General features: G+C 52.6%; 13 protein-coding genes. 4 read left to right on the plus strand and 9 right to left on the minus strand.

What is annotated here, in order from left to right:
• Positions 1-130 precede the first annotated feature (130 nt).
• The 3 genes from BJP58_RS18420 to uxaC all read right to left on the minus strand — a co-directional run bounded on the left by BJP58_RS18420 (position 131) and on the right by uxaC (position 4,995).
• The gene (locus tag BJP58_RS18420) at positions 131-1,873 is read right to left on the minus strand and encodes a sensor histidine kinase (protein WP_194540070.1); all 1,743 of its coding nucleotides are present in this window, start codon (positions 1,871-1,873) and stop codon (positions 131-133) included.
• Positions 1,870-3,480 carry a response regulator transcription factor gene (locus BJP58_RS18425; RefSeq protein ID WP_194540071.1) on the minus strand — a complete coding sequence of 537 codons (1,611 nt, stop codon included), beginning with the start codon at positions 3,478-3,480 and terminating at the stop codon, positions 1,870-1,872. The genes BJP58_RS18420 and BJP58_RS18425 overlap by 4 nt, the downstream gene beginning before the upstream one ends.
• 111 nt (positions 3,481-3,591) lie before the next feature.
• Positions 3,592-4,995: a glucuronate isomerase gene (gene uxaC, locus BJP58_RS18430; protein WP_194540072.1), complete on the minus strand. Its 1,404-nt coding sequence runs from the start codon at positions 4,993-4,995 to the stop codon at positions 3,592-3,594.
• Positions 4,996-5,082: 87 nt separating this feature from the next.
• Here uxaC and BJP58_RS18435 point away from each other — a divergent pair, with 87 nt between their 5' ends.
• The 3 genes from BJP58_RS18435 to BJP58_RS18445 all read left to right on the plus strand — a co-directional run bounded on the left by BJP58_RS18435 (position 5,083) and on the right by BJP58_RS18445 (position 7,910).
• Positions 5,083-5,760 (plus strand): GntR family transcriptional regulator, encoded by a 678-nt coding sequence (locus BJP58_RS18435; protein WP_194540073.1) that lies wholly within the window; start codon positions 5,083-5,085, stop codon positions 5,758-5,760.
• A gap of 120 nt (positions 5,761-5,880) precedes the next feature.
• Entirely contained in the window at positions 5,881-6,978 is a 1,098-nt protein-coding gene (gene uxuA / locus BJP58_RS18440) for a mannonate dehydratase (RefSeq protein WP_194540074.1), read from the plus strand.
• Positions 6,975-7,910, plus strand: a complete 936-nt coding sequence (locus BJP58_RS18445) for an SDR family oxidoreductase (RefSeq protein ID WP_233354685.1) — start codon at positions 6,975-6,977, stop codon at positions 7,908-7,910. The genes uxuA and BJP58_RS18445 overlap by 4 nt, the downstream gene beginning before the upstream one ends.
• Positions 7,911-7,975: 65 nt before the next feature.
• Here BJP58_RS18445 and BJP58_RS18450 read toward each other — a convergent pair whose 3' ends face one another.
• The 6 genes from BJP58_RS18450 to BJP58_RS18475 form a co-directional block, all read right to left on the minus strand.
• A complete protein-coding gene (locus BJP58_RS18450) occupies positions 7,976-8,848 on the minus strand; it encodes an RNA polymerase sigma-70 factor (protein ID WP_194540075.1) in 873 nt (290 codons plus the stop codon).
• Entirely contained in the window at positions 8,826-10,124 is a 1,299-nt protein-coding gene (locus BJP58_RS18455; RefSeq protein ID WP_194540076.1) for a phytoene desaturase family protein, read from the minus strand. Before BJP58_RS18455 ends, BJP58_RS18450 begins: the two co-directional genes overlap by 23 nt.
• A gap of 306 nt (positions 10,125-10,430) precedes the next feature.
• Positions 10,431-11,747, minus strand: a complete 1,317-nt coding sequence (locus BJP58_RS18460; protein WP_194540077.1) for a 6-phospho-beta-glucosidase — start codon at positions 11,745-11,747, stop codon at positions 10,431-10,433.
• Positions 11,748-11,812: 65 nt separating this feature from the next.
• A complete protein-coding gene (locus BJP58_RS18465) occupies positions 11,813-12,796 on the minus strand; it encodes an N-acetylglucosamine kinase (RefSeq protein WP_194540078.1) in 984 nt (327 codons plus the stop codon).
• 109 nt (positions 12,797-12,905) lie between these two features.
• Entirely contained in the window at positions 12,906-13,802 is an 897-nt protein-coding gene (locus BJP58_RS18470; RefSeq protein WP_194540079.1) for a helix-turn-helix domain-containing protein, read from the minus strand.
• A gap of 239 nt (positions 13,803-14,041) precedes the next feature.
• Positions 14,042-15,118: a branched-chain amino acid aminotransferase gene (locus BJP58_RS18475; protein WP_194540080.1), complete on the minus strand. Its 1,077-nt coding sequence runs from the start codon at positions 15,116-15,118 to the stop codon at positions 14,042-14,044.
• A 122-nt stretch (positions 15,119-15,240) separates the two neighbouring features.
• On the opposite strand from BJP58_RS18475, the gene BJP58_RS18480 reads away from it, so the two are divergent.
• Positions 15,241-16,131: a LysR family transcriptional regulator gene (locus BJP58_RS18480; protein ID WP_113057843.1), complete on the plus strand. Its 891-nt coding sequence runs from the start codon at positions 15,241-15,243 to the stop codon at positions 16,129-16,131.
• The last annotated feature ends 25 nt before the right edge of the window (positions 16,132-16,156 follow it).

Genomic DNA, 16,156 nt, shown 5'->3' on the forward strand with positions numbered 1-16,156 from the left:
AACTATAGAACCGTATCCATGGTCGTGAAAAATGGCAGCTCTGCGGCCTTCGCCGCACCTCTCCTCCTGATTAACGAACAAATCCTGCTGTAGTCACTCCGAACCGGAGTGCCAAGCAGGATTTGCCCTGTTAGGTTTCGATGGGGATGGACAGTCTTATCCGGGTGCCTTGTCCAGGCGAGCTGTCGATTTCAAACTGGAACCGGCTTCCGTAATACAGCTTCAGCCGGTAAATCACGTTCTGAATGCCGATCCGCTCGCCCATCTCATCCTCGGTATCCAGGTAGCGGTAGATGCGTTCCACCTGCTCAGCGGACATGCCTGCCCCGTTATCCTGAATGCTGCAGATAAGGCTTTGGCCCTCGCGCACAACCTGAACTTCAATGCGACCCCCGTGCTTGAGCGGCTCAATGCCATGAATGCTGGCATTCTCCACAAAAGTAACGATGGCCATCTTCGGTATTTGCAAATGTCCTTCCTCTGCAGGGGCGTGAACCGAGTAATCGATTTTGTCGCCAAACCGGTATTTCTGGATTTCAAGGAAACAGTGAATAAACTCCACCTCTTCCTTGAGTGTCACCATGTCTTTTTTCCAAACTAGGGAATTGCGGAAGATCTTAGCCATATTATGAATGATTTTTGCCGTCTCATCCTCATCCTTCATCAGACTGCGCATGCGGATGGTCTCCAAGGCGTTAAAGAGAAAGTGCGGATTAATCTGGCTCTGCAGAGCGTTCAATTGCGCATGCCGCCGCTGAAGCTCCAAATTCTTCTTCTGGATATCCGCCACGTACACGTCATTGATCAAGCTCTTAAGCTGCAGGGTCATCCGGTTGAATTCACCCGTCAGCTGACCGATCTCGTCATATGCCTCAGCCTCTTGGATCGTGTCGTAATTCTGGTTCTTGACCTTCTTCATATGCTTGAGTATCCGTATCAGACGCACGTTCAGGGAACGGCTTATCCAGACAATCACCAAGGTCGGAAGCAGAAAGTTCAGGCAGGTCAGCACAATGACGAATCGCAAGGACTGATGCACGTCGCGCAGCACCACATCCTCTGGCGTCACCGCCATGATCGTCCAGGTGTTTAGATTGTTGGTCGTGAACGTATCGGTGTGAAACTCCAGAAACCTGTCGCCATGCACGATGCTGCTGTACGGCACGGAACCCTGCATAATATCAACCTTCGGATCCGTGGTGTATTCGATATTTCCGGCACCGCTCAGCAGGTACACTTTGCCCTGCACATTCAGATTACTCATGATCTGCCGAATCGAGGGCATCCGCATATCAATCTTGAGATACTTGGTATGATCATCCTGGGAACTGAAATAATTCATGCTTCGGATGATGCTGAAGCTGTCCAATTGGCCATTCTTGCCCGTACGCATCACAATCGGCTGGGTTACGTTTTTGCCCGCAATTGCCTTGTACCAGGCCTCTTCCTTCACCTGGTCGCTAATATAATTAATGCCGCCGGAATACAGCAGGGTCGGATTGTCCACATACACCGTAATCTCGCTGACCGAATTGTACACGGCGCTGCCCGAATTCAAAATGCGGCGGAGATAGGTATCATAAGCCTCGATATAATCGGCCGGATGATCGTACACCGTCTCCATAATCTCGTTCAACTGAATGTCCGTGTAGAAGACGGAGGAGATCTCCAGCGCGTCCTCGACTTCACGACGGAACTCATTCTTCATCTGCTCAAGCGCCACCGTTATATCCTGGATCCGCTGCTCCCTCACGCTGCCGGATGTCACGTTGTAGAAGATGAGGTTGGTGACCAGGATTGGCAAAAATACGGCCAGGAAATACATCAGCAGCATCTTGTCCCGCAGACGGACATTATTCAAGCTTGGCTTCATCGATTCGCCCCTTGGGACGCGTCCTCCTTCATCAAGCGGCTCCGGTACTCGCTTGGCGTCATTCGCTCCAGCTTCTCGAATTGCGTGACGAAATAGTCCGGGTTGCTGAAGCCGACCCGTTCCGCCACCTCATAGATGCGCAGATCCGTCTGGCGCAGCAATCGCTTCGCTTCGTTCACGCGCAGCTGCAGCAGGAAGTCATTAAAGTAAATGCCATACGCCTTTTTGAAAAGCTGTCCCAAATACACCGGGTTCATATAGAACTTCCCTGCGATGCCCTTCAGGCTGATATTCTCATGATAATGGGCCTCGATATAAGCCCGGATCTTCTGGATTCCGCCCTTGTGCTGCTCCTTGCGAAGGTGCGCGATATAGTTCGCGCTCTCAATGGCGAATTCCGTGAACAACCGCTTCAGCCCCTGAAGCGACAAGTTGCAGTCATGCCATTCGGTCATCGGCTCCAAACTGGATAGCCGGCTCTGATCCCCGTCCATGCTGCCGAGCACCCGGACCACGCCCAGCACGCATTGGTTGATTGCCGTCTTCACCGCTTCGGGAGCATACAACTTCTCCCGGAAGGATTCGAACAGCAGGCGAATCGTCACTTCCAACTTCTCGAAATGCAGCTCCTCGATCTGCTCCAGAAACTGCTCGTAAAGCCCCTCTTCCAGCCCGATGTAGTTAAGGCCGTGCTGGGAGGCCTCCTCATGGATCACAATGCCGCTCTCATCATAGATATATTTGTACAGGAGTGATTCTTTGGCCGTTTCGTATGCCTCCTGAATGCGGGACAGCTGCAACACCGGTTGACCAAAATAAACAAAGATTCGTTCGTGGCCCGAATCGGCAAGCGATTGCTGAAGGCGTCTGGCAAATCCCCGCTGACACCCCTGGAACGAGTGCAGGATGCTGCCCGGAACGATAATGCCGATTCGATTGCGGTGCTCATGCAGGTAGAAGGGCTGTTCTCCATTCGAGATCGCAAGGAGAGCCGCCTCCACCCTGTCCTTGAATTCTGCTCTGCCATCGTCATTGCCGTTCGCCGCCGAAGCCTGCTGGTAGTCATTCCGTTCGACAAAGACGTAGAACAGGCGACTCTCCGGCTGAAGCTCGAGGCGTTGCTCCCATTCCTGCAGCAGCGCCTCATCGGCTTCTCCTATAATGAGTGATTCCATCAGGGCCCCGGACAACAGCCTCTCTTCTCTCAAGCGAGCCTCGCGGTCTGATTTTAGCCGCTCGCTGAGCCGAACCAGCGCATGGCTGAATTCCGTCTCATCAATCGGTTTCAGAATGAAATCATGCACGCCATAGCGGACGGCCTGCTGGGCATAATTGAAATCATCGTATCCGCTTACAATAATGAAATACGGCTTGACGATGTCCTTCGTGACGACATGCCTGATCAGCTCGAGTCCATCCAGCACCGGCATGCGGATATCGGTGATGACCACATCCGGTTGAAGCCGTTCAATCAGTTCCAGCGCATCTTCCCCGTTATCCGCCTCATCTACAATTTGAAAGCCGCAGGCTTCCCAATCAATCAGCTTCAGGAGCCCTTTGCGCGTAAACACCTCGTCATCCACTAATATCGCCCGGTTCCTTTGCACGGTATGTCCCCCTCGCCTGTTCAAACACATCTGCTGTCACATATCTTCTATCTGACCATCAGCAAACGCTTTCATATAGTAAGTCTATTGTTCATGCTCCGCATGCAATTGTCAATGGATTTGAAAATAGCGCTCGGCATTGTGGTAGCAAATGTCCTGGATAATGGCACCGATATATTCATAATCGGCGGGCAATTCCCCTTCCTTGATCCAGTCCCCGAACAGGCGGCACAGCACTCTGCGGAAATATTCATGCCTCGGGAACGACATAAAACTCCTGGAATCGGTCAGCATGCCGACAAAGGTGCTAATCAGCCCCATGGAAGACAACGCGGTGAGCTGCTTCAGCATCCCTTCCTTTTGATCGTGGAACCACCAAGCGGAACCGAGCTGAAGCTTGCCCTCGACGCCAGCCGACTGGAAATTCCCGATCGTGGTAGCGATCATTTCGTAATGCGAGGAATACAGGCTGTACACAATGGTTTTCGGCAGCTGATCGTTCCTGTCGAGCCTGCTTAGAAAACCGTTCAGGCTTTCCGCCAGATGGAAATCGAGAATCGAGTCATACCCGCTGTCCTTGCCGATCTTCGAGAACATGCGCGCATTATTGTTCCGGATCGCCCCAATGTGCAGTTGCATGGTCCAGCCCTTGGCGTGATACATTTCTCCGAGCTTGAGCAGGGTATAGGTGCGATATTTCCGATCCTCAAGCGGTGTGAGGCTGCCCCCACTGATCGCTTTGCCGTAAATGTCCGCAACCTCTTGTTCATCGGCTTGTTCGAAAGGAAACGCGCCAAAGCCGTGATCCGACAGGCGACAGCCATGATCATGGAAATATTGAATCCGCTCCTGCAGGGCATCCAGCAATCCCTGATAGGTATCCACGGCTATACCGGCCGTTGTTCCCAGGTTCTGTGCATAGGTGGTGAAATCCGGGTTCGTGACATCCAGCACCCGATCCGGCCGGAATGCAGGGGCAACGATGGTCGACAATTCCCCATGATCCCGAATGGCCCGATGATACTCCAGCGAATCAACGGGATCATCTGTCGTGCAGGCCACTTTGACCTTGAATTTCTCCAGAATTCCGCCTGCCCGCAAGGCAGGAGCCTTCAGCTGCTCATTGCAAGCTTCCCAGATCTCCTTAGCATTATCAGCGGTCAACCGCTCTTGAATCCCGAAATAACGGGTCAACTCCAGATGGGTCCAATGATAGAGCGGATTGCCCACCAAGCGCGGAACGCATTCCGCCCAGGCCATGAACTTGGCTTCGGCGCTGGCACCGCCTGTAATCAGCTCTTCGTCGACGCCAAGCCAGCGCATCGCCCTCCACTTGTAGTGATCCCCCTCCAGCCAAAGCTCCGTCAGGTTGTCGAACTGCCGGTTGATCGCGATATCCTTCGGGTTTAAATGGTTGTGGTAATCGAATATCGGCATCCCTTCCGCATAATCATAAAAGAGTTTCTTTGCGCTGTTGCTGTTTAGGAGCAGGTTTTCCGTGTCCAAACGGCTCATGTGATCGCCCTCCGATTCTTATTTCGATTTTCAGTTCCATACTACCATACAAGTATGGTAGTATGGAATACATTAGGAGGTGATGCAGTGGTAGAATCTTTGCGATTACAGCCAGGATCGGCCGGAAATATCGTGTACTCCAAGCTTAAGCAGCAAATTGTCAGTCTGGAGCTGCCGCCGGGAACGGCTCTATCCGAGAAGGAGGTTTCCCTATCCTTCGAGGTCAGCCGGACGCCGGTACGGGAAAGCTTTGTCCGTTTGGCCCAGGAGGATCTTGTTGTGGTGCTTCCCCAGCGCGGCACGCGTGTCTCGCTCATCGATTCGGAGTTGGTCGAGGAAGCGCGCTTCATGCGCGAGCAGCTGGAGAAAGCCGTGGTCCGGCTTGCCTGCGAAAGCTTTCCCGAGGATAAATTCGCCGAGCTGGAGCACAATCTGTCCGAGCAGCGCGAGAGCATCGAGAAGCATGACGGCAAGCATATGTTTGATCTGGATGAGGCCTTTCATCGTATTTTGTTCGAAGGCTGCCGTAAGGTCGGCACATGGAACGTGCTGCAGCAGATGAACGCTCATCTGAACCGGAGCCGGATGTTATGGTTGTCCGCCGATCCGAATTGGACCAACCTGTACGAGCAGCATCGGGAGATCGCGGACGCGATTTCACGTCATGACGCCGATCATGCCGAACGGGAAATGCAGGCGCATCTCAGCCTGATCATCTCCAATCTGGCCGTGCTGAAAGAGAAGCATCCCGATTATTTTAAATAAAGCAATCCAGGCGGATAGACTTAGCCGTTCGCAGGCTTCCATCTTGGCGGTGCACTCGTAACTTGCAAAATTCCCAGCAGCTTTGCGTTAACTCCTTAAACTTGTAAAGGCGGTGAAGAAATGCGCATGGTATTCAGGTGGTTTGGCGAGGGCAACGATACGGTCTCGCTGGATCAGATTAGACAAATCCCCGGCGTGGAGGGCATCGTATGGGCACTTCACGATATTCCTGTCGGCGAGGAATGGCCGATGGAGCGAATTGAAGAAATCGCGGACCAGGCAAAAGCGTACGGCCTTCATATTGACGTCGTCGAAAGCGTCAATGTGCATGAGGATATCAAGCTTGGGCTGCCCTCGCGGGATCAGTACATAGCCAACTACATCCGGACGATTGAGAAATTGGGCCAGGTCGGCGTCAAGGTCATCTGCTACAATTTCATGCCGGTGTTTGACTGGGCTAGAACCGATCTCCATAAGCAGACTGCCGATGGATCGACGGCTCTCTTCTTTGAGAAGGCCAAGATCCACGGCATTGATCCGATGGAGCTGGTACAGACGATCAACCGAAACAGCACGCTTACGATGCCAGGCTGGGAACCGGAGCGCTTGGCGCATCTGACCTCCCTGTTCGAAGCATACCGCGGCGTTACCGAGGACGATCTGTGGCGCAACCTCGAATATTTCTTAAGCGCCGTCATCCCGGCTGCCGAGAAGAACGGCATCCGAATGGCTATTCACCCGGATGATCCGCCTTGGCCGATCTTCGGTCTGCCACGGGTCATTACCAGCCAGGAGAATCTGCGGAGATTCCTCAAGCTATACGATAGTCCGGCGAACAGCTTGACCCTGTGCAGCGGTTCGCTTGGCGCCAATCCGGATAATGACATCGTCTCCATGATCCATGAGTTCCATGACCGGATTCCATTTGCGCACATCCGGAATGTACGCGTCTTTGATAACGGCGACTTCATTGAAACGTCCCACCGTACCGAGGACGGTACCGTTGATATTTCCGGCATTGTGCAAGCCTATCATGACAACGGTTTCACCGGATATGTAAGACCCGATCACGGGCGGCATATCTGGGGTGAGCAGTGCCGTCCGGGTTACGGTCTGTATGACCGCGCCCTCGGCATTATGTATCTCTGGGGGCTGTGGGACGCTTACAGCCGGGAGCGTGCGGGACGCGCAGCTCAGCTGAAGGAGGCTGTTCAATGAGTGAGGTAAATATCCATGCAACGGGTACATCTGAACCCGGACCAAGCGGAGTTTCTCATGAATCCACGCCACAAGTGACGTCATCCCTTCCCATTCATCCGTCATTAAACGGGAAGACGGTTGTTATTACGGGCGGCTCCGGGGTGCTGTGCCGGGCAATGGCTTTGGAGCTGGGCCGGCAAGGTGCCAAGGTCGCCGTCCTGAATCGTACGGCCGAGAAAGGGCAGCAGGTGGCGGATGAAATTACGGCAGCCGGCGGTACAGCGATTGCCGTTTCCTGCGATGTAACGGATGTGGAAAGCGTCCGGCAAGCGGAAAAGGCTGTGCGCGAGTCTTTCGGACCTTGCGATATCCTCATTAACGGAGCCGGCGGTAACCGGAAAGACGCGAATACAACCAACGAAATTTTCCGTCCGGAGGATGTGGGGCAGCCGGATCTGACAACCTTTTTCGGGTTAAGCGTACCTGGCTTCCGCAGCGTATTCGATTTGAACTTCATCGGCACGCTGATACCGACGCAAGTCTTTGCAGAAGGGATGCTGGGACGTCCCGGGGCCGTCGTGCTGAATATCTCGTCCATGAGCGCACCCAGCCCGATGACCAAGGTCCCGGCTTACAGTGCAGCCAAAGCGGCCATCAACAACTTCACGCAGTGGCTGTCCGTACATCTCGCGGAATCCGGCATTCGCGTGAACGCGATCGCGCCAGGCTTTTTCCTGACCGAGCAGAACCGCAATCTGCTGACCCATAGCGACGGTTCATTAACCGAGCGCTCTCATAAAATCATCTCCCATACCCCCATGAGACGGTTCGGCGTGCCGGAGGATCTGCTCGGCACCCTGCTCTGGCTTGTGGATGATCAGACCTCCGGGTTCGTCACCGGAACGGTGATTCCCGTAGACGGCGGCTTCATGGCTTATTCCGGCGTATAACGGATTACTATGCAGCAGGGCCGGTTTAAGATCCTATGATCTTAAATCGGCCCTGTTTTTTTGCATCACGGCAACTGTATATGCCTGAGTTTATCCGGATTTGCCACGGTATAAATCGTTTCGATCCGATGGTTCTTAAAAGCAAAAGAATAAATGAATTGGACACCGTTATCCAACCGGATCCGCATTCCCGGCAGACCATTGACGGTAAGATAAGAGTACGCATATTGTCCTTCATACATTTTAAGCAGGTTCAGATGCAATTGGATCACTTTATGGACTCCAACCACAGGAATTTGCGCAGCTCTGACTTTACCGCCACCGTCCGAGTAGAGAACGACATTTTCGCTTAACAGCTCCAGCAGCTTACTCGTATTCCCCCGTAAGAGGGAGTCCACAAAATCCTTGATCTGCGCCTCCGCCACCGAGATCGAGGGTCTCTGATCAGGATCAAAATGAATGCTGCTCTTAGCGCGGCGGAAGATTTGACGGCAATTGGCACTGCTTTTTCCCAGAATTTCAGCAATTTCGTCATAGGAATAATGAAAAATCTCGCGGAGAAGAAAAACAGCTCTTTCCACCGCGTTAAGCTGCTGAAGGAGCAGCAGGTATGCTGTAGAAATGGACTCTTGCTGCTCTACGATAAGCGAAGGGTCCGTCTCTGACGCCATATTCTCGATCAAGGGTTCCGGCAGCCAGGGACCGACGTACAGCTCGCGCTTTTTGGCAGAAGAGCGCAGCAAATCCAAGCAGCGATTCGTTACGATTTTGTACAGAAACGCTCTCTCATTGCGAATGTCCTGCGGATGGGGCAATTGGTTATAGCTGATGAAGGCCTCCTGTACGATATCTTCCGCATCCATCACACTTCCCAGCATCCGGTAAGCTAACGAGAACAGAGCGGATCGATAGCTTTTATACAATAACTCTGTGCTCATTCGGGGTCCTTTCCTCACTTTCAAGCGAGAGTATATGCTGTACAGCCCGCTTGGCGCTTGCAGTTGCAGCATCAACCAAGAGTTCGCCATGCGCTGCCCATTCTCCCGCTACATACAACCCGCCGATTTCAGGGACGGCTGGACCCGGGTTCTCCTGACGTTTCACATGCATAAAATCGTGGCAGACCGTGATGTTAGGAAGGTATTGTTTCTCCACGAGCTCGTTGCGCCAACCCGGCTGTACCAAGTCTAAGGTTTCTTCTAATTCCTGCAGATCCCTTCTTGCATCCTTCTCCTTGCCCTGATACTTAAGCAAGGTTATGACTTGTGCGCCATCATCACTCAGGTAAGCCGCTCGGGATTGATTCGAGAGAAAGACGGTTTGATCGAGGCCGTACACAAACTGCTGCTTCGGTTCCGGAAGACGACGCAGAGCTACATCCAAGCAAGCCGCTGTCACTTCGACCGCCTGCTCCTTCCAAGTATGAAGGGCGGTTTCTTCTGCATGGGGCACCAGTTCATGAGCCACAGCTGGCGGTGTGGTAAGAATAATATGGTTTGCTTCTATTTTCATGCCATCGCCGCAAAGGACGTGCCGTACCTTTCCATCGTGATGCTCAACCGAAATGACTTTATTCTTCGTTATGATTTGAACTCCCTGTTCCAGAGCCTTTTGTTTTAATTCATCGACCATGGCCCCCCAGCCCCGATCCAGATACAACACTCCCTTAAGCGCATGCTTAAGCTGCTGCAGTACAGGACCGGCAGCCTGCAGGTCAGGGGCTACCACATAACTCGCTGTACGCAATAGCGAATAGAATAAATTTCGTACCATCGGATCCTGCACGTTACCCTCAATCCATTCGCGCAGACTCATGTTGTCGTACAGCTGCGTATCCAGTTTACCTAATTTCGCAAGCCAGGCGCCGAGCTCCATCTTGCCCTTCCAGGATAATAGAGGGGTGGTGAATAGGGATTTCACGCCCATGGGTAACGGACTTAGTTTCCCTTTCCAAATCCCGTACCCGTCAATCGAAGGTTGGCCACCCGGCAATTGGAGCCCTAATTCGCGAAAGGTTGAAAGGGCATCTCCATGATATAAGGCATGCCCGCCCAGATTGAAGTAGGCTCCCTTCTTCTTATAGGTCATGGCCCGACCACCTAAACGCTCCTGCTTTTCAACGAGTATCGTCTGCTTCCCGGCTCTTGCCGCATAGATTGCAGCTGTTAAACCGGCTACGCCTCCACCTACAACGGCTACGTCATATTCTAGCATCCGTCATCATCCCTTTCGGTTTTATACGGGTATGACGGGCGAGGGCATCGAGATGTGACAGGAATGAAGATCCAAACCGAAAATTCATGTTATTCATGATTTCAAGACTCCTGTAAAAAACCTCTATGGACGCACTTTCACAGATGACAGATTTACGCAGTTAGAGGAAGTTTTCCATGCGATATCAGGAAGTCACAAGCTTCGAAGTTATACTTTCTGATAACTTCAATAAAACCCTCTTCAATTTCGAAGAGGGGTTTTGCATGGCTCTATATCAAAATCGCACCGTTTGGGTTTCATTCCGCCTTACAGCACAGCCTCCGGCTTAAAAAAAGCCGGCAAGTACTTTTTGTTCGCCTCCAGCATTTCACCCAGCAGCTGCTTCGCTACACTTACGGAAGGCACCAGCGGATGGTGAACCAGCGCTTGCAGCGCAATGCCGCGATCACCGGTAATGGCCGCTTCGATCGTCAATTGTTCATATACTTTCACCGCATGCATTAGCCCTTTCACATGGGAAGGCACGTTCTGCGGTGCAAGCGGGATGGGCCCCTGGCCTGTTACTACGCAGTTGATCTCGATGCTGGCATCCGCAGGCAGGAAGTCGTAGATATTGCCGTTTGCGACATTCAATGTCTGGATATCATGGCGGTCATTGAAGATGGACGTCATCAGATTAACTGCCGCTTCAGAGTAATAAGCACCGCCCCGCTGCTCAAGCTGCTTCGGTTTCACGGCCAAATTCTCATCCTTGTAGAGCTCAAACAGCTCCTGCTCAACGCGGCTGACCACGTCCGCTCGAGTTCCGTTCTTCTCCAGCGATGCCTTCATATCCGCAAACATCGTATCGGTCATGTAGAAATATTTAAGATAATACGTCGGGATCGCTCCAAGCGAGCGGATAAAATCCGCATCCCAGCCGAAGGTCGGCACGTTCTTCGCCGTATACGATTTGCCGCCATCCAGCAGCTCCGGCATCTTCTCTTCCCCGTTAACGATAGCGGACGTCACCCAGTGCAGATGGTTGATCCCGACAAACTCGGCCAGAACGTCCTTCTCCGACACGCCATACTCCGCCGCCAGGAACTTCTGAAAGTTAATCGGCGAGTTGCACAGACCGACCGATTTCACCTTACTGTGCTTAGCAACCGCCTCCGTGACGATACCCGCCGGATTCGTGAAGTTCAGCATCCATGCATTCGGTGCCAGCTCCTCGATATCACGGCAAATGTCCAGAATCACCGGAACCGTGCGCAGCGCCTTCAGCATGCCGCCCGGGCCCGTCGTCTCCTGCCCGATGACGCCGTGTTTAATCGGAATATGCTCATCCTGTTTACGTGCCGCGAGCAGACCGACACGCATCTGGGTCGTCACAAAATCGGCACCCGCAATCGCTTGTCTGCGATCCAGCGTCAGATGAACCTCGATCGGCAGGCCCGACTCTTTCACCATGCGTTTAGCCAGATTGCCTACAATCTCCAGCTTATGCTTGCCTTCTTCAATGTCAACAAACCACAGTTCGCGAATCGGCATTTGCTCATAATTGCGAATGAAACCTTCAACAATTTCCGGGGTATAGGAGGAACCTCCCCCGATGACCGCTATCTTTAATCCTGCTGCCACGTTAATCGCCTCCAAGGTATGATATCAATCCGTATTTATCAGGTTCTTATCCAATGATAAATTGATCAGGCTGTGGTTGCCTGCTCAAACGTAAATGCTTTCAGTTTGGCCTCCGCCTGTGCATCAATGGCATGACCGTCAACGTCCATCGCGCAAAGAAGCGCGCCGGAAACCGGATCGGATGTCAGTCTTACACAGGTTGCATGCGGTGCCCGGACCGCAACGATCCGCTCGATCGCATCCGTCAGGATCGAGCTGTTCGGCCTGTTCAGCACACTGCCGATATAGACAATGTCAAAGGCTTCATCCGTCATGTCCAGCCGCCGGATCAGCGTACATACCGCATTGGCCAGCTCTTCGCCTTCATTCTCAAGAATTCGGGTGGCTACCTCGTCACCTGCTTCAGCCGCCTGGAACAGGGTCTTCACGAGGCTTGGCGGAACCTTCGTCTTGCCGTAGAGGACATCCTCATACATCGGTTCTACAGACGTGTATCCCATTTGCTCCAGTACGAGCGATGTCAATAAGGTTGCCGGTCCCCGCTCATCCCAGGCCCGAATGACTGCCCGGAAAGCCAGCGTGGCAAATCCGGAACCGCCCGCGTAGCCGTCTCCATACAAGAAGCCAAAGCCTCCATACTGCAGCTCTTCTCCCGCACGATTTCGGGCCGCGCTGTTGAAGCCCGTACCGCAGATCAATGCAGCGCCATACGGGCGGCTCGTTCCAGCCCTCATCCCGATCATGGTATCGCATGCGATATCATGCTTAGGATAACCGAGAGCCCCGATCATCGGACGCAGGATCTCATAATCGGCTTCCCGATCTGCTCCGGCCAAGCCGAAATAAGCATAACTGATATCTTCTTTGGCAGCTCCAGCCTCTTGAAGAGCCGCATTGCAGGCTTCCTCAATATTACGGGCCGCATGTTCACGGTGAATCTGGTGATTGCCGTTCCCAGACGCTCCCTTGCCAAGAATGTTCCCTTGTTCATCGCAGATCACGGCGTGTGTCTTACTACCGCCGGCATCTACACCCAGATACAAACTCATGCATTTCACTCCTACCCGCCATACAGCGGCGTCATGTGGTGGTATATATTTAAGATACCGCTTCCACTGGCATCCATCTACTGTTATACGATCAAGGAGTGATACTATCTTACTGTTTCTTGGTTTTTGAAGTGGAGGGGATTATAGGAGTACCGGCATAAGCACGCTCCCGAATTTCGCTTGGCGATGCGCCGACATGCTGCTTGAACAGACGATTGAAATTAGACAGATTCCGAAACCCGCAGGATTCCGCAATCTCGATAATTTTCTGGTCCGTCGTCTCTAGCAAGTGCACGGCATGCGTCAAACGCAGCTGAATCAGATAATGGTGCGGTGAAGTGCCGACCGCCTGCTGGAACAGAGCGCTGAACCGGGAAGGGCTCAGATGCGTTAAGTCCGACAGCTCCTGCAGCGTCCAGCTGTAGTCCAGCTGAAGCTCCATCGTGCGCAGGACTTCTTTTAACGCATGCATTCCCCTGCCCTTGATCGGCCTGTTCGCTTGAGCCGGAATCGAGAGATGGCGGTTCGCCAAACTCAGGAAACGAATAAGATCCGAGCGGATCAGGCTCATATATGCGGTACCTCGGGCTTGATACTCCTCCATCATGCGCCCCAGCAGGTGAGCCAATTCATCGTGCACGGGGGACTGCCTCTCCATGTTTCCGAGCGAACGGAATGGAGCCATCAGATCCGGATCGAACTTGAGGTCGATGGATAATAATGAAGGCTCGAACATAATGACATCCATCACCAGGTTCTCAGTCTCATACGCCCGGTGAAGATCATTGCTGTTGATGAAAATAATATCCCCCTGCTGAAACTGGAGCTTCATCCCGTTGATCAGAATAAATCCGGTCCCGCTCTGAATATAATTGAGCTCCAAAGCATGATGCCAATGCAGGCGCTGGGCTCCGGCAAATATGCCGTGCGTGGTCGACGCTGTAAAAGGAAAGGCAGCGTTCGTAAAATCTATAGCATCAGGAACGACACTCTGCGGACGATTCACTAAAAAAGCACCTCCATGCCTTCGGACATCAACGTATCAACAATTTACCCTTATCGTAACATGAGCGCTTATTATACTTAAAACGTTTATGGACGTATTTCTCAGAACACAGGCCGCACTCACCCGGATGTTCTCTTGCGAAAATAGGCAGGGTAAGTCACTTGAAGGGTATACTTCCTATTACTAAAAAAAAGACCTGCCTCAGTATGCCTGAGACAGGGTCTTTAAAGAAAGGATCATTAAGATAATGCAAGCTCCACCGTCCAGCCGAACGGATCCTTAACCGTTCCGAGCTGGATGCCCGTGATGGCGTCATATACGCGTTTGGAGAGTTCGCCCGTTGCTCCCTCACCAATCTTCAATTGCTCATCCTGCCATTCCAGGGAGCCAATCGGTGAAATGACCGCTGCCGTGCCGGTGCCAAAAGCTTCGGTCAACAATCCGCTGCGATGGGCCTCCACGATTTCATCAATGGAGATGGCCCGTTCTTCTACCGGGATGTTCCAATGCTGAAGCAGCTGGATGACGGAGTTCCGGGTAACTCCATCCAGGATGCTGCCATTCAGTGCCGGGGTTACGACCGTATCACCCAGCTTGAAGAACACGTTCATGCTGCCGACTTCCTCGATATATTTGCGATGTACGCCATCGAGCCACAGCACCTGCGAGTATCCCTTCAGCGTTGCTTCATCCTGTGCCTTCAAACCTGCCGCATAGTTGCCAGCTGTCTTGGCATTGCCTACGCCGCCGGCTACAGCACGCACGTATTTAGGTTCCACGTAAATGCTGACCGGATTGATGCCTTCCGCGTAATACGAACCGACTACCGATAGGATAATCATGAACTTGTATTGCAGCGATGGCGCTACGCCAAGCACAGGCTCGGTGGCGATCACAAATGGACGGATATAGAGCGATGTGCCAGGCTCGGAAGGAATCCAGTCGCGATCCACGAGCACGAGCTGCTTGAGCGCTTCCATAACGAGCTCCTCGTCCAATGCCGGAATGCTCAATCGCTGGTTGGACAGGTTCAGCCGCTGAATATTTTTGTTCGGGCGGAACATGAGAATCCGCTCATCTTCCGTCAAGTAAGCCTTCAAGCCTTCAAACACGGTCTGCCCGTAGTGAAATACCTTGGCGGCAGGGTCCAGTTCGATCGGCTGATACGGAACGACGCGCGGATCGTGCCAGCCTTGACTTGCGTCATAATCGAGAATAAACATGTGGTCCGTAAATACCGTGCCGAAAGCCTGTTTATGGTGGCTCGGCTTTGTCTTCGGGGTCGTCGTTAATTCCACGGGTATCGTGTAAGTCATGTGCACACATCTCCTTATTTTGCGAACGTTATTAGTTGAATCATATCAATGGATACCCTATATTAAAAATATCTGATTTATAGGGATACCATACCTTAAAGGTATGGATAGGGGGTATGAACATGGATATTCGACAGCTGCGATATTTCCTGACGATTGCACAGGAAGGGCAGATCACGCGTGCAGCAAAACAGCTCAATATGGAGCAGCCTCCATTAAGCCGTCAGCTGAAACTAATGGAGGAAGAGCTCGGGGTTCTGCTGTTTGAACGCAGCGGCAAGCAGCTTCAGCTCACCCACGCAGGCGAGCTGCTTCAGAACAGAGCGGCGTCCCTGCTGAACCAGTTCAATGAAACGCTAACCGAGGTAAAGGAGATCCATGCGGGAATCCGCGGCATGCTCTCCATCGGTGCCGTCGTCTCCTGTATCTCGCTCCTGCCGCAGCGCATCCATATCTTTCGGCAGCAATATCCCGAGGTCACCTTCAAGATCCGGGAAGGCGATCACTCCCTGCTGGCGGATCAGCTCGACAAGCGCAATATCGAGCTCGCGGTGACCCGGCTCCCTTTCGAATCCAGCTTCGGGCCTGAGCGTTATGCCGTTCAGCCTTTGCCCTCCGACCCGTTCGTCGCGGTCCTTCCAAGCAGCTGGGAAAGTGTATCCTCCCATTCGGAAATCTCGATGCGCGAGCTCGCGGAATATCCGTTCTTGTCCTTAAAAACCGATCAGACGATCGGGATGCATGAGCGGGTAATACAAGAATTTAAGCGCGGCGAACTTGAACCGCGTGTCATATGCGAATGCTCCAGCGTTGCCATTATCGTTGCATTGGTAGCGGAAGGCATCGGCGCCACCATTTTACCCGAGTCGGTGATGTCCTCATTTACGATTCCCAACATTCGGACACTGTCCATTACGAGCGCTGATTTCCAGTCGGATGTGGGTATTGTCTGGCTCCGGGATCATGTACTATCCAATCGGGCTATGCATTTTTTAGCTACCTTTATAGAATAACATTTATTGATGCCCTTCGTCTTCC

It is taken from the genome of Paenibacillus sp. JZ16 (genome assembly GCF_015326965.1).
Taxonomy (GTDB): Bacteria; Bacillota; Bacilli; order Paenibacillales; family Paenibacillaceae; genus Paenibacillus_AQ.